This is a genomic window from Nocardioides sp. P4_G10 (assembly GCF_056401175.1).
Window position 1 is genome coordinate 41,103 of record NZ_JBFUJV010000025.1, and the last position, 13,586, is coordinate 54,688.

Annotated in this window: 12 protein-coding genes; 1 reads left to right on the forward strand and 11 read right to left on the reverse strand. The window is 73.2% G+C overall.

The annotated features are described in order from the left end of the window. Nucleotides 1-2: 2 nt before the first annotated feature. The 10 genes from gmk to AC1DP1_RS20155 form a co-directional block, all read right to left on the reverse strand. Complete coding sequence (gmk, locus tag AC1DP1_RS20110) at nucleotides 3-626, reverse strand: guanylate kinase (RefSeq protein WP_477508342.1); 624 nt, start codon at nucleotides 624-626, stop codon at nucleotides 3-5. Beyond that, nucleotides 623-946 carry an integration host factor, actinobacterial type gene (mihF, locus tag AC1DP1_RS20115; protein WP_191195682.1) on the reverse strand — a complete coding sequence of 108 codons (324 nt, stop codon included), beginning with the start codon at nucleotides 944-946 and terminating at the stop codon, nucleotides 623-625. The genes gmk and mihF overlap by 4 nt, the downstream gene beginning before the upstream one ends. Nucleotides 947-1,088: 142 nt before the next feature. After that, nucleotides 1,089-1,535: a hypothetical protein gene (locus tag AC1DP1_RS20120; protein ID WP_477508343.1), complete on the reverse strand. Its 447-nt coding sequence runs from the start codon at nucleotides 1,533-1,535 to the stop codon at nucleotides 1,089-1,091. Continuing rightward, entirely contained in the window at nucleotides 1,532-2,356 is an 825-nt protein-coding gene (pyrF, locus tag AC1DP1_RS20125; RefSeq protein ID WP_477508344.1) for an orotidine-5'-phosphate decarboxylase, read from the reverse strand. The genes AC1DP1_RS20120 and pyrF overlap by 4 nt, the downstream gene beginning before the upstream one ends. Continuing rightward, entirely contained in the window at nucleotides 2,353-3,192 is an 840-nt protein-coding gene (locus tag AC1DP1_RS20130; RefSeq protein ID WP_477508345.1) for a nitronate monooxygenase, read from the reverse strand. Before AC1DP1_RS20130 ends, pyrF begins: the two co-directional genes overlap by 4 nt. Then, entirely contained in the window at nucleotides 3,189-4,046 is an 858-nt protein-coding gene (locus tag AC1DP1_RS20135) for an iron-sulfur cluster-binding protein (protein WP_477508346.1), read from the reverse strand. The genes AC1DP1_RS20130 and AC1DP1_RS20135 overlap by 4 nt, the downstream gene beginning before the upstream one ends. Continuing rightward, complete coding sequence (locus AC1DP1_RS20140; protein WP_477508347.1) at nucleotides 4,039-5,112, reverse strand: quinone-dependent dihydroorotate dehydrogenase; 1,074 nt, start codon at nucleotides 5,110-5,112, stop codon at nucleotides 4,039-4,041. Before AC1DP1_RS20140 ends, AC1DP1_RS20135 begins: the two co-directional genes overlap by 8 nt. Nucleotides 5,113-5,114: 2 nt before the next feature. After that, on the reverse strand, nucleotides 5,115-8,456 hold the full coding sequence (carB, locus tag AC1DP1_RS20145; protein ID WP_477508348.1) for a carbamoyl-phosphate synthase large subunit: 3,342 nt from the start codon (nucleotides 8,454-8,456) through the stop codon (nucleotides 5,115-5,117). A 1-nt stretch (nucleotide 8,457) separates the two neighbouring features. Next, nucleotides 8,458-9,603 (reverse strand): glutamine-hydrolyzing carbamoyl-phosphate synthase small subunit, encoded by a 1,146-nt coding sequence (gene carA, locus AC1DP1_RS20150; RefSeq protein ID WP_477508349.1) that lies wholly within the window; start codon nucleotides 9,601-9,603, stop codon nucleotides 8,458-8,460. 128 nt (nucleotides 9,604-9,731) lie between these two features. After that, nucleotides 9,732-11,396 (reverse strand): ABC-F family ATP-binding cassette domain-containing protein, encoded by a 1,665-nt coding sequence (locus AC1DP1_RS20155; RefSeq protein ID WP_477508350.1) that lies wholly within the window; start codon nucleotides 11,394-11,396, stop codon nucleotides 9,732-9,734. Nucleotides 11,397-11,840: 444 nt separating this feature from the next. On the opposite strand from AC1DP1_RS20155, the gene AC1DP1_RS20160 reads away from it, so the two are divergent. Next, nucleotides 11,841-13,085 (forward strand): acetyl-CoA hydrolase/transferase family protein, encoded by a 1,245-nt coding sequence (locus AC1DP1_RS20160; protein WP_477508351.1) that lies wholly within the window; start codon nucleotides 11,841-11,843, stop codon nucleotides 13,083-13,085. Nucleotides 13,086-13,116: 31 nt separating this feature from the next. On the opposite strand, the gene AC1DP1_RS20165 is transcribed toward AC1DP1_RS20160, so the two are convergent. Then, the gene (locus tag AC1DP1_RS20165) at nucleotides 13,117-13,569 is read right to left on the reverse strand and encodes a VOC family protein (RefSeq protein WP_477508352.1); all 453 of its coding nucleotides are present in this window, start codon (nucleotides 13,567-13,569) and stop codon (nucleotides 13,117-13,119) included. Nucleotides 13,570-13,586 lie beyond the last annotated feature (17 nt).

Here is a 13,586-nt window from a genome sequence, read left to right on the forward strand (position 1 = left end):
CGCTAGTCAGATGTGGATGGAGCAGGTCCAACCATCAAGGTTACCAACTCGTCGGCAGCGGCGTGAACTTCGTGGTTGACGATGGTGACGTCGAACTCGCTCTCGGCGGCCAGCTCGGCCCGCGCGGTCTCGAGGCGGCGCTCCCGCTCGGCCTCGGTCTCGGTGCCGCGGCCGACGAGACGGCGTACGAGCTCCTCCCACGACGGAGGCTTCAGAAAGACGAACAACGCCTCGGGCATCGTCTCGCGCACCTGCCGGGCGCCCTGCAGGTCGATCTCCAGCATCGCCGGCTGGCCGGACGCGAGGGCGAGGTCGACGGGGCCGCGGGGGGTGCCGTATCGCGCGGCCTTGTGGACCACGGCCCACTCGAGCAGGTCGCCCTTCTCGACCATGGCGTCGAACTCCTCGTCGGAGACGAACCAGTAGTGGACGCCGTTCTCCTCACCGGGTCGCGGCCTGCGCGTGGTGGCGGAGACCGAGAGCCACACCTCCGGGTGCGTCTCGCGGACGGCGGCGGCGACGGTGCCCTTGCCCACGGCCGTGGGGCCGGCCAGGACGATCAGCCGGGAGCGGGTGGGGGTGCCGCCGGTCGAGCCGGCCGCAGGAGTCTCAGCGGTGTGGGTCACGAGGCGTCGGGGCCGAACTCACGCTCGAGCGCAGCGACCTGCTTGACGCCCAGCCCGCGCACGCGGCGGCTCTCGGCGATGTTGAGCCGCTCCATCACCTGGCGGGCTCGCACCCGGCCCAGGCCGGGCACCGACTGGAGGAGCTCGACGACGCGCATCTTGCCGATGACCTCGTTGGTCTGGCCCTCGTGCAGCACGTCGACGATCGAGCCGCCGGAGTTCTTGAGGCGGTTCTTCACCTCGGCCCGCTCGCGTCGGGAGGCCGCAGCCTTGTCGAGGGCTGCCTGGCGCTGCTCGGGCGTCAGAGGGGGCAAGGCCACGAAAGCGATCCTTCTGGGGTCGGACGAGGGTCGGACGGGGCGTCGGACGGGGATCCCGACGGTGCGGATCAATCTAGTCAGGTCGCGTCGGGTGGGGCAATCGGGCCCGCGGCGGAGGCCGCCGACGTGACCTTCACCATGGTCAGCGCGAGAGCGGGGTCCCGCACACGTCGAGCGCGTGCTGCTCGACCGCGGACATCGCGTCGACCGTGCGCTGGGCCCCGACCGCGCGAGCGGCCGCCTCGATCTCCTCGCGCGCGTCGGCGTCGAGCCCGGCAGGGGGCTTGTCGGCCCGGTACGTCGATGGGTCGACGTCGTGCGCGTCGAGCGCCTCCTCGAGCGTGCGCAGCGGTCCGACCACGGCCGACCAGTCGTCGGCGATGTCGCGCGGTGCCTGTTCGGCGAGCTCCTCGTAGTCGTCGAGGGCGTCGAAGACCGCGCCGGCGTCGTCGGAGGCGGCCACGTCGCTGAGGTCGGCCTGGTGCTCCTCGACCGCCTTGCAGTAGTCGGCCTGCGGGTCGCTGGAGCACCCCGTCACCGCCAGGCACATCAGCCCGAGCAGGAGGGCCGCCGGGGCGAGGAGCTTCACGCCCCCAAGCCTCGCACGGCGTCGTTGCCGCGCCGGGCGGCGTCGCGGAGCGCGCCCACGTCGGGCCCGGCCCGCAGCACGTCGCGCGAGGAGCTGGGGAGCGCCCACCGGGAGGCGCGTCCGAAGATGCGCGCGATGTCGTCGACCGTGCCGCCCTGGGCTCCGAAGCCCGGCACGAGCAGCGGGCCGTTGACGTCGAGGTCCTCCTCGGTGTCGCCGATCGTGGCGCCGACGACCGCGCCGAAGGACCCGACCGGCTCGGCCCCCACGTTGGCGGCGCGCAGGTGCGCCAGCACCGTCCCGGCGACCGTGCCGTCGCCGGTGCGGGCGTGCTGGACCTCGGGGCCCTCCTTGTTGGAGGTCAGGGCGAGGACGAACAGGCCGCCACCGTGGCGCCGGCAGGCCTCGAGCATCGGGTCGAGCGAGCCGAAGCCGAGGTAGGGGCTGGCGGTGACCGCGTCGCAGCCGAGCGGCGACGTGGGGTCGAGGTAGGCGTCGGCGTAGGCCTGGCTGGTCGAGCCGATGTCGCCCCGCTTGGCGTCCATCAGCACCAGCGCCCCGGCGGCGCGGGACTCGGCCACGACCCGCTCGAGAACGGCGATCCCGCGGCTGCCGAAGCGCTCGTAGAACGCGCTCTGCGGCTTCACGACGCCGACGACCGGCGCGACCGCCTCCACCACGGTGAGAGCGAACCGCTCCAGCGACGCCACGTCGTCGCCGAGACCCCACTCGTGCAGCAGCGCCGCGTGCGGGTCGATGCCGACGCAGAAGCGCCCGCGCTCCTCGATGGCCTGGGCGAGTCGGGTGCCGAAGGGGGTCATGCGTCCTCCTGGTGGGCTCGGGGCGAGAGAGCGACCCGCAGGCGGGCCACGGTGGTCGGGTCGTGGAGCAGCGCGGTGCCGACCTGCACGGCGCTCGCGCCGGCGTCGAGGTAGGCGTTGGCCGAGCGCAGGTCGTGCACGCCGCCGCACCCGATGACCGGGACGTCGGGCAGGGCCCGGTGCACCTCGGCGACGCAGCGCAGCGAGACGGGGGCGACGGCGGGGCCGCTGAGGCCACCGGCCCGTCCGTCGGGGAACGCCGCGGGGACGGCGTTGCCGATGACGATCGCGGAGGCGCCGGCCTCGTGGCAGGAGCGGGCGCCCTCGACGATCCGGGAGACGTCGGGGCGCAGCTTGGCGAGGACGGGCCGGTCGGTGGGGAACTCGCGGCGCACGGCCGCGATCACGCTGGCCGAGTGGTAGGGCTCGCGCACCTCGAACAGGCCGGCGCCCACCTCGTCGGGTGCACCCACGTTGACCTCGAGCCCGGCGACGCCGGGCGCGCGGCTGAGGCGGCGGGCGAGGTCGGCGTACTCCCCCATCGTCGAGCCGGCGATCGACACGTGGACGCGCGCGCCGGCTCGCACGAGCCACGGCAGCTCGGTGGCGAGGAAGTGCTCCAGACCTGGGTTGGGCAGGCCGACGGCGTTGACCAGCCCGCCGGGCACCTCGACGACCCGTGGCCCGGGTCCGCCGCTGCGGGCGTCGAGGGTGATCGAGCGGGTGACGAGGTCGAGCCCGGCCAGCCCGTCGGGTCCGGCGTACGGCTCAGGCTCGCGCCCGGTGCCGCCGCAGCCGGCGGCGACCATCACGGGGCCCGGCAGCTGCGCGCTCACCGTGCGTGCCCCAGGGCGTCCGGCAGGGCGTCCCACCGGATCCGGTCGCCCCGCACGACGGGGCCCTCGGCGCAGGCCCGGACGACGCGCTCGACGCCGTCCTCGCCGATGACCGGCAGGGGGCACCCGTGGCAGAGGCCGGTGCCGCACGGGGTCGGCGTCTCGACCGCGACCTGGCTCCACGCGCCGGCGCGCTCGGCGGCGGCCGCGGCGCTGCGGAGCACGGGGTGGGGTCCGGCCGCGTAGACGACGTCGGCGTCGCTGCGGCGGACGAGGTCGTCGACGTGGTCGGCGACGGTGCCGCGCTGGCCGACGGAGCCGTCGGCGGTGAGGACGGTGACCGACCGGGCCGAGCGCCTCGCCTCCAGGGCGGACAGCAGGTGCGCCTCGTCGGGCGCGGAGACGACGAGCGAGACGGCGCACCCGCGCTCACGGAGCCGCTCGGCGAGCGGGAAGAGCGGGGCCGCGGCGTAGCCCTCCCCGACGAGCAGGCACGACACGGCGTCCTTGGGCAGGGCGAAGGGGCGGCCGAGCGGACCGGTGATCGCGATCCGCGCGCCGACCGGCTGGGCCGCGAGCCACTCGGTGCCGCTCCCCCGGGCCTCGACGACGACGTCGAGCGTGGGACCGAACGCGCTGGACGCCCGGACCCGGTGCACCCACAGGGCCCGCCGGGCCACGTGCCCGGCGACGGTGACCGCGACGAAGTTGCCCGCCCGGAACCGCTCCGGGACGCCCGGCGCGGTCAGGGTCAGGTGGCGGTAGCCGCCGACGCGCTTGGTGGCGACCACCTCGCCGTCGACGTGCACGCTCGGGTGGACGCTGGAGTGGACCGGTCGCCGCTCGTCAGCCATCCGTGGCGAGACCCCGCACGATGCGCCGGGGCCACAGCGGGCCCTCGTAGACGAAGGCGGTGTAGCCCTGCAGGAGGTCGGCACCAGCCGCGAGCCGCCGCCGCGCGTCGTCGACGGTGGTGATGCCGCCGACGCCGACGAGGGTGAGGTCGGGTCCGACCCGGTCGCGCAGCAGGCGTACGACGTCCTCCGACCGCTGGGTGAGCGGGCGCCCGCTCAGGCCGCCGGCGCCGACCTGCTCCACCCGGGACCTCGGTGTGGCGAGCCCGTCGCGGCTGATGGTCGTGTTGGTGGCGATCACGCCGTCGAGCCCGGTGGCGAGCGCGAGGTCGGCCACGGCGAGCACGTCGTCATCGCTGAGGTCGGGGGCGATCTTGACCAGCAGCGGCACCCGGTGGTCGGGACGCGCCTCGTCGGCGCGACGGCGTACGGCCGCGAGGATCGGCTCGAGCTTCTCGACCGCCTGCAGGTCGCGGAGGCCGGGGGTGTTGGGCGAGGAGACGTTGACGACGAGGTAGTCGGCGAAGGGGGCGAGGAGCCCCGCCGACTTCTCGTAGTCGCGGGCCGCCTCGTCCTCCGGCACGACCTTGGTCTTGCCGATGTTGACGCCCAGGATGGGGCCACCGAGGAACGAGGTGGCGCCCTCCTGTTCTCTGACCTGGTGCTGCCGACCCCGCGCTCGCGCAGCCAGCCGCCGGGCGACCACCTCGGCGCCGTCGTTGTTGAAGCCCATCCGGTTGACGATGGCGCGGTCGTCGGTGAGCCGGAACAACCGCGGCTGCGGGTTGCCCGGCTGGGCCTCGCCGGTGACGGTCCCGATCTCGACGTGCCCGAAGCCGAGGGCGGCGAGCCCGTCGATCCCGACGGCGTTCTTGTCGAAGCCGGCGGCGAGGCCGAGCGGGTGCGGGAACGTCAGGCCGAGGGCGTGCACCGGCGCGGACGGCACGCGCACGGCCCGGGTCGTGACGGGCGCCGCCGCCCGGATCGCCCGGAACGCGGCGTGGTGGATGCGCTCGGGGTCGACCCGGGTGAGGGCCTGCTCGAAGAGGACGTCGTAGGGCCGCACCGTCAGGCGTCCCCGCCGTTGCGCGCGAGTGCCGCCCAGTCCTGCAGCGAGCGGACGCCGATGTCGCCGCGGCGCATCGCCTCGAGCCCCTGCACGGCGGCGCCGAGTCCCTGGATGGTGGTGATGCACGGGATGTCCGTCGACACGGCCGCAGTGCGGATGTCGTAGCCGTCCGCGCGGGGCGAGCCGCCGCTGGTGGCGCCGTGAGGCGTGTTGATCACGAGGTCGACCTCGCGAGCCCAGATCAGGCCGACGATCGTCGGCTCGCCGTTGGGTCCCTCGCCCTCGGAGTGCTTGCGCACGACCGTGGACTGGACGCCGTTGCGGCGCAGCACCTCCGCCGTGCCCGCGGTCGCAAGGATCTCGAAGCCCATGTCGGCGATCTGCTTGACCGGGAAGATCATGTGCCGCTTGTCGCGGTTGGCGACCGACACGAAGACCTTGCCCGACAGCGGTAGCGACCCGTAGGCCGCGGCCTGCGCCTTGGCGAACGCGGTGCCGAAGAAGGCGTCGAAGCCCATCACCTCGCCGGTCGAGCGCATCTCGGGACCGAGCAGCGCGTCGACTGTGCGGCCGTCGGCGGTCTTGAAGCGGTCGAAGGGCATGACCGCCTCCTTGACCGCGATCGGCGAGCCGTCGGGCAGGTGCCCGCCGTCGCCCTCCGCGGGCAGCACGCCGGCGACGCGCAGGTCGGCGATCGACTCCCCCAGCATCACCCGGGCCGCGGCCTTGGCCAGCGGCGTCGCGGTGGCCTTGGACACGAACGGCACGGTCCGCGACGCGCGCGGGTTGGCCTCGAGGACGTAGAGCACGTCGGAGGCGAGGGCGAACTGGATGTTGAGCAGCCCGAGCACCCCGAGCCCGCGGGCGATCGCCTCGGTGGAGCGACGGATCCGGTCGATCTCCTCGCGGCCGAGGGTGATCGGCGGCAACGCGCACGAGGAGTCGCCGGAGTGGATGCCGGCCTCCTCGATGTGCTCCATCACGCCGCCCAGKAAGAGCTCCTCGCCGTCGAAGAGGGCGTCGACGTCGATCTCCACCGCGTCGTCGAGGAACCGGTCGACCAGCACCGGCTGGCGCTCGTTGATGAGCCCGTTGGCGACGTACTTCTCGAGGTACGCCTCCAGCGCGGCGTCGTCGTAGACGATCTCCATGCCGCGCCCGCCGAGGACGTAGGACGGCCGCACCAGGACCGGGTAGCCGATCTCGTGGGCGATCCGCTGCGCCTGGGGGTACGACGTCGCGGTGCCGTGCTTGGGGGCCGGCAGGCCGGCGTCGGCGAGGACGCGACCGAACGCGCCCCGCTCCTCCGCGAGGTGGATCGCCTCGGGGGTGGTGCCGACGATCGGCACGCCTGCATCGGCGAGGCCCTGCGCGAGACCGAGCGGCGTCTGACCGCCGAGCTGGCACACGACGCCGGCCACGGGGCCGGCCTGCTGCTCGGCGTGGACGATCTCGAGGACGTCCTCCAGCGTGAGCGGCTCGAAGTAGAGCCGGTCGGAGGTGTCGTAGTCGGTGCTCACCGTCTCCGGGTTGCAGTTGACCATGATCGTCTCGTAGCCGGCCTCGGCCAGCGCGAGCGACGCGTGGACGCAGCTGTAGTCGAACTCGATGCCCTGGCCGATGCGGTTGGGCCCGGAGCCGAGGATGATCACGGCCTCCTTGCCCTCGGCGCGGGGTCGCACCTCGGTCTCCTCGTCGTAGGACGAGTAGTGGTAGGGCGTCTGGGCGGCGAACTCGGCGGCGCAGGTGTCGACGGTCTTGTAGACCGGCCGGATGCCCAGCGCGTGCCGGACGCCGCGGACGACGTCGGCGGGCAGGCCGCGGATCTTGCCGACCTGCTCGTCGGAGAAGCCGTGGCGCTTGGCGAGGCGGAGCAGGTCGGGGGTCAGCTCGGTCGCCTCGATGAGCTGGACGGCGACCTCGTTGATCAGCGCGAGCTGGTCGACGAACCACGGGTCGATGGCCGTGGCGTCGAAGATCTCCTCCGGCGTCGCCCCGGCCCGGATGGCGTCCATGACCTTCTTGAGGCGGCCGTCGTGCGGGACCTTGATCTCCTCGAGGAGCGACGCCTTCGAGTCGGCGGAGGCGAGCTCGTCGTCGAAGTGCTTGTGCCAGTCGAACGGCGCGTGCTTGCTCTCCAGCGAGCGCAGCGCCTTCTGGAGGGCCTCGGTGAAGTTGCGGCCGATGGCCATCGCTTCGCCGACCGACTTCATGTGCGTGGTCAGCGTCGGGTCGGCCTCGGGGAACTTCTCGAAGGCGAAGCGCGGCACCTTGACCACGACGTAGTCGAGGGACGGCTCGAACGACGCCGGCGTCTCCTGGGTGATGTCGTTCTCGATCTCGTCGAGGGTGTAGCCGATGGCGACCTTCGCGGCGATCTTGGCGATCGGGAAGCCGGTGGCCTTCGAGGCGAGCGCCGACGACCGCGAGACGCGCGGGTTCATCTCGATGACGATCAGCCGGCCGTCCGCCGGGTTGACGGCGTACTGGATGTTGCAGCCACCCGTGTCGACACCGACGGCGCGGATGATGTCGATCGCGAGGTCGCGCATCTTCTGGTACTCGCGGTCGGTGAGCGTCATCGCGGGCGCAACGGTGATCGAGTCACCCGTGTGCACGCCCATCGGGTCGAGGTTCTCGATCGAGCACACGATCACGCTGTTGTCGGCGCTGTCGCGCATCACCTCGAGCTCGTACTCCTTCCAGCCGAGGATCGACTCCTCGAGGAGCACCTCGGTGGTGGGGCTGGCGTCGAGGCCTGACCCGCCGATGCGGCGCAGGTCCGCCTCGTCGTAGGCCATGCCGGACCCGGTGCCGCCCATCGTGAACGACGGGCGGACCACCATCGGGTAGCCGAGGTCGTCGGCCGCCGCGAGCAGGTCGTCCACCGAGTGGCAGATGACGCTGCGAGCGGACTCGCCGCCGAGCTGCTCGACGATCTTCTTGAACTGCTGGCGGTTCTCGCCGCGCTCGATCGCCTCGATGGACGCGCCGATCAGCTCGACGCCGTACTTCTCGAGGACGCCGGCCTTGTCGAGGGCCATCGCGCAGTTGAGCGCGGTCTGGCCGCCGAGGGTGGCGAGCAGCGCGTCGGGGCGCTCCTTGGCGATGACCTTCTCGACGTAGTCGGGCGTGATCGGCTCGACGTAGGTCGCGTCGGCGAACTCCGGGTCGGTCATGATCGTGGCCGGGTTGGAGTTGACCAGGACGACCCGCAGGCCCTCCTGGCGCAGCACCCGGCACGCCTGGGTGCCGGAGTAGTCGAACTCGCAGGCCTGGCCGATGATGATCGGCCCGGAGCCGATGACCAGGACGCTCTGGATGTCGGTGCGCTTGGGCATGTCAGGCGTCCTTCCTGTCGGACATGAGATCGCTGAACCGGTCGAAGAGGTACGCCGCATCGTGCGGGCCGGCTGCCGCCTCGGGGTGGTACTGGACCGAGAAGCTCGTCAGCCGGCCGTCGGCGTCGCGGAGCTCGAGTCCCTCGACGACGTCGTCGTTGAGGCACACGTGGCTGACAGACGCCTCGCCGAACTCGGTCGTCCTCGAGCCCCCGAGCGGGGCGTCGACCGCGAAGCCGTGGTTGTGGGCGGTGATCTCGACCTTGCCGGTGGTGCGGTCCATCACCGGCTGGTTGATGCCGCGGTGGCCGTACTTCAGCTTGTAGGTCCCGAAGCCGAGGGCGCGGCCGAAGAGCTGGTTGCCGAAGCAGATGCCGAAGTAGGGGATGCCCGCGCGAAGCGCGTCCTGCAGCAGCTGCACCTGTCCCGTGGTGGCCGCGGGGTCACCCGGACCGTTGGAGAAGAACAGCCCGTCGGGGCTGACCGCTCGGACGTCCTCGATGGTCGAGGTCGCCGGGAGGACGTGCACCTCGATGCCGCGCTCGCTCATCATCCGCGGGGTGTTGGACTTGATGCCGAGGTCCACGGCGGCGACGGTGAAGCGCCTGTCGCCGACGGCGGGGACGACGTAGGCCTCCTGCGTGCTGACGGCCTCGCTGAGGTTGGCGCCGGCCATCTCGCCCGACTGCAGCACCCGCGCCAGCAGGCGCTGGGGGTCGGTCTCCGTCGTGGAGATGCCGACGCGCATCGCACCGCGCTCGCGCAGGTGGCGGGTCAGCGCACGGGTGTCGACGCCGCTGATGCCGACGACGCCCTGGTCGCGCAGGTCGTCGTCCAGGCTGCGCACGCTGCGCCAGCTGGACGGGACGCGGGCCGGGTCGCGCACGACGTAGCCGGCGACCCAGATGCGGGAGGACTCGGTGTCCTCGTCGTTCATGCCGGTGTTGCCGACGTGCGGGGCCGTCATCACGACGACCTGGCGGTGGTAGCTGGGGTCGGTCAGCGTCTCCTGGTAGCCGGACATGCCGGTGGAGAAGACCGCCTCGCCGAAGGTCTCGCCCTCGGCTCCGAACGACTCACCGCGAAAGGTGCGACCGTCCTCGAGGACCATGATCGCTGCGGTCTGATTCCTGGCAGGCAGAGCCATGCCGTACCTCCTTCTCCGCCTCACGGGACGGATCGTTAAAGGATGTTCGAGCCGTCGCCGACCCTACCAGCGACGCCGCTCCGCTCCGGCATCGTGTCGGCCTGTCGAGACGGCGTGACCGGGCGGCCTCACCACGGCGTGAGCGCCAGCTCCGGGCCGTCCCACCGGCGGCGCAGCCAGCGGTCGTGCGAGGCGAGGACGACACCGCCCGGCGCGGTGGCGAGCGCCTCCTCCAGCTCCCCGGCCAGGGCGAGCGAGACGTGGTTGGTCGGCTCGTCGAGCAGCAGGAGGTCGGGGGCGGCGGCGATCGCGACCGCCAGGCCGAGCCGCCGCCGCTGGCCGACCGACAGGCTGCCGACGGGCGTGCGGTGGTCGCGCGGATGCAGCAGGCCCAGCTCCCGCAACGCCGGGGCGTCGGGCAGGTGCCGCACCGCGTCGTCGTACGTCGCCAGCGCGGAGCGGTTGTGGTCGGTCGCCTCCGGGTCCTGGGTGAGCTCGCGGACGGTGCGGGCCGAGACGTCGAGGGTGCCGCCCGTGGGCACCAGCCGGCCGGACAGCACACCCAGCAGCGTCGACTTGCCCGACCCGTTGGGCCCGGTCAGCAGCAGGTGCTCCCCTGCCGCGAGGTCGAGGCGCTCCACCCGCACCCGCCCGGYGACCTCGAGCCCGCGGGCCTGCACCAGCCTCCCGGTCGCCGCGGCCGTCAGGTGGCCGCGGAAGGCGAGCGGCGCGGGCGGCTTGCGCACCTGCTCGCGCTCGGCGACCTCGAGCCGCCGCTGGGCGTCCTTCTTGCGCCGGGCGAGGGTCTGCTCCACGCGCCCACCCTTGAAGGAGTAGATGAACTTGTCGCCGTCGGTCGGGCCGCGGTCGTGGGCGATCGACGACGTGCCGATGCGGGTGGCGTCGCGCAGCCGCGCGATCTCCTCCTGCTGCGCGGCCCAGGTCTCCTCCCAGCGGCGGCGGGCGTCGGCGCGCGCGGCCTCGTAGGCCGACCACCCGCCGCCGAAGCGGCGCCCGCCGTTCCCGTCGGTGCCCAACTCGCCCGCGTCGAGGTCGACCAGGTCGGTGCACACGTCGTCGAGCAGCACCCGGTCGTGGCTGGCCAGCACCACGACGCCGGGCAGCTCGCGCAGGAAGCCGGTGAGGACCTCGATCGCGGCGTCGTCGAGGTGGTTGGTGGGCTCGTCGAGCAGCAGGCAGGACGGGCGCGTGGTCATGATCGTGGCCAGCGCGAGCCGGGTGCGCTGGCCGCCCGAGAGGGTCCCCACGACCCGGTCGACCCCGATGTCGGCGAGCCCGAGGCGCGCCGCTGCCACCTCGGCGCGGCGGTCGGCGTCCCAGGCGTCGTGCGCGATCGCCGCCTCGAGCGCGCGCCCGTACGCCGCGTCGCCGTCGGGGGTGCCCACCAGGGCGGCGAGCCGCTCCACGTCGGCGACGGCCGTCCGCAGCGGCGCCAGGGTCATCGCGAGCACCTCGGCGACCGTGGCGGTGTCGCGGAACGGGGGCTCCTGGCCGAGCAGCACGAGGTCGTCGGGGGCGGTGACCGATCCCGACACCCGGGCCCGGACGGGCAGCCGCCCGGCGACCGCGCGCAGGAGCGTCGACTTGCCGACGCCGTTCTCGCCGACGAGCCCGATGCGGCGGCCCGGCTGGGCGAGCAGGTCGACCCCGGACAGGACCGTGCGGTCGGGGTAGGTGACCGATAGTCCGGAGACCACGAGCGGCGCGAGGCCGGAGGGGGCGGCAGCGTCCGGCTGGCGAGCGGCGGCTGACGAGGAGTGAGAGGCAGGCATGCGGACGTCCTTCGGAGGATCAGGGAGGACTCGCCGGGCCTCGGGCGCACTGGTGCGCCGCCGCGGACGCGAGTCGGGTCAGTCCTGGATCCACATGATGCGGACCAGCCTAGGCGGCCCCACCCCGGACGGCCAACCGAATTGACCGTCGGCCGGTCCCCCAACATCACGGTCGCGCTGCCCGCCGCCACCTCACTCACCGTCAGCGGCGCCAACCTGGAGATCACCGCCACCGGCCCTGTCGGCACGGTCACCTACGCCGGCGGCAACAACTCGGTCGGTCCGGGCCGACTCGATCGACCGCCTGCTGATCACGGGCGGCAACCGCGTCGTGAAGGCCACTGAGGTCGGCCCCGTCACGATCAAGGGCAGCAACGCGACGTTCTCTCAAGAAGCGCGCCTGATCCGCACCCCCTGCACGGGGCGGGCTGCCACTCTGGGGACATGCGCGTCGTCGACCTCGATCAGGCCGTCCGTTCCGTTGCCGAGCACTGCACCGGCCTCGAGGCGGGCCACGTGCCGCGCGTCGTCACCAGCGGCAACTTCGCCTCGCCGGTCACCGTGCTCGGGGCCGTGCTGGCCGAGCTCCCGGCGGCCCGCCTCCACGCCCTCAATGCCCAGTCCGACCTACCGATCCACGACGGCGTCGTCCCGGAGACGACGTTCGTGGGTCCCGGCTTCAGGCGGCACCCGCGGCTGGCCTACGTCCCCTGCCGGCTGTCGATGGTTCCGCGGCTCTTCCACGGGCCGTTGGCCCCCGACGTCGTCGTCGTGCACACCACGACCCCGCGCGACGGCCAGGTGTCGCTCGGGCTCGAGGTCAACGTCCTGCCGGCCGCCATCGAGGCGGCCCGGGAGCGGGGCGCGCTCGTGGTCGCCCAGCTCAACCCGCGGATGCCGTGGACCTTCGGCGACGCGGTGCTGCCGCTCGACGCCGTCGACCTCGGGGTGGAGGTCGACGTCCCGCTGACCACCCACCTCGCCGGACCGCCGAGCGACGACGCCCGGCTGATCGGCGCCCGTGTCGCCGCCGAGATCGGCGACGGGGCCACCCTCCAGGCGGGCATCGGCGAGGTGCCGGACGCCACGATCGTCGGTGTGCTCGAGCGGCGCGGGCTGAAGGTGTGGACCGAGATGTTCAGCGACGGGGTCCTCGTCCTCGAGCAGTCGGGTGCGCTCGACCGCGGCACCCCGGTGCGTACGTCGTTCGTGTTCGGCAGCCAGGAGCTCTACGACTGGGTCGACGACAACCCGCGGGTGTGGATGCTGCGCACCGAGACCACCAACTCCCCTGCCGCGATCGCCCAGCAGCCGGCGATGACCTCGATCAACACCGCGCTGCAGGTCGACCTGTTCGACCAGGCCAACGCGTCACGGATCGGTACGCGGATCTACAGCGGCTTCGGCGGCCAGACCGACTTCACCGTGGGGGCGAGCCACTCGCCGGGCGGGCGGGCGTTCATGGCGCTGCGCAGCTGGCACCCACGCGCCGACGTCTCGACGATCGTGCCGCTGGTCGACGAGCCGGTGACGTCGTTCCAGCACGGCGCCGTCGTCACCGAGCAGGGCATCGCCTGGATGTGGGGCCGCAGCGAGCGCGAGCAGGCGCGCAACCTGATCGAGCACGCCGCGCACCCGCGGGTCCGCGACGACCTCTGGGAGGAGGCACGCGAGCTCGGGCTGGCCTGACCTCGCGTCCCGGTGGCCGGCTCGCCCGGCCTCAGGCGACGAACACGCAGAAGATGTGCCCCTCCGGGCTGGCGTAGGCCCGCAGCGGCTCCTCCGGGTCGTCGGTCCGGTCCAGGCGCAGCTCGCCGCCCAGCTCCAGCACCAGGTCGTGCACGGCGTCCAGCGCGGACCGCGACGGGACCGTGGTGTCGAGGTGCGACACCGACGGGTGCCCGGGCTCGGGCCAGCGGCTCGCCGTCAGCTGCTCGACCTCCTGCACCGCCAGGGCCCGCCGGCCGTCCGGGTGGGTGAGCACCAGCCAGTCCGCGTCGTCGTCGCCGTCCTCGGGCGCCTCGTCGCCCGCTCGGTAGACCAGCCCCAGGAGCATCCGCCAGAACTCGGCCTCTTGGCGCGCGTCGCGGGCGTCGAGCACGACGTGCAGCAGCTGCGGGACGGCCGGCGGGAAGTCGGCGGGATGGGCGTGGCTGGCTGGAGGGGTGGCCATCATCCGACCCTACGACG

Excerpts from the sequence above, each read along its gene's own strand:
- carA (WP_477508349.1), bottom strand. The coding sequence starts at position 9,603 with ATGGCTCTGCCTGCCAGGAATCAGACCGCAGCGATCATGGTCCTCGAG.
- AC1DP1_RS20165 (WP_477508352.1), bottom strand. The coding sequence starts at position 13,569 with ATGGCCACCCCTCCAGCCAGCCACGCCCATCCCGCCGACTTCCCGCCG.
- AC1DP1_RS20160 (WP_477508351.1), top strand. The coding sequence starts at position 11,841 with ATGCGCGTCGTCGACCTCGATCAGGCCGTCCGTTCCGTTGCCGAGCAC.
- AC1DP1_RS20135 (WP_477508346.1), bottom strand. The coding sequence starts at position 4,046 with ATGGCTGACGAGCGGCGACCGGTCCACTCCAGCGTCCACCCGAGCGTG.
- pyrF (WP_477508344.1), bottom strand. The coding sequence starts at position 2,356 with ATGACCCCCTTCGGCACCCGACTCGCCCAGGCCATCGAGGAGCGCGGG.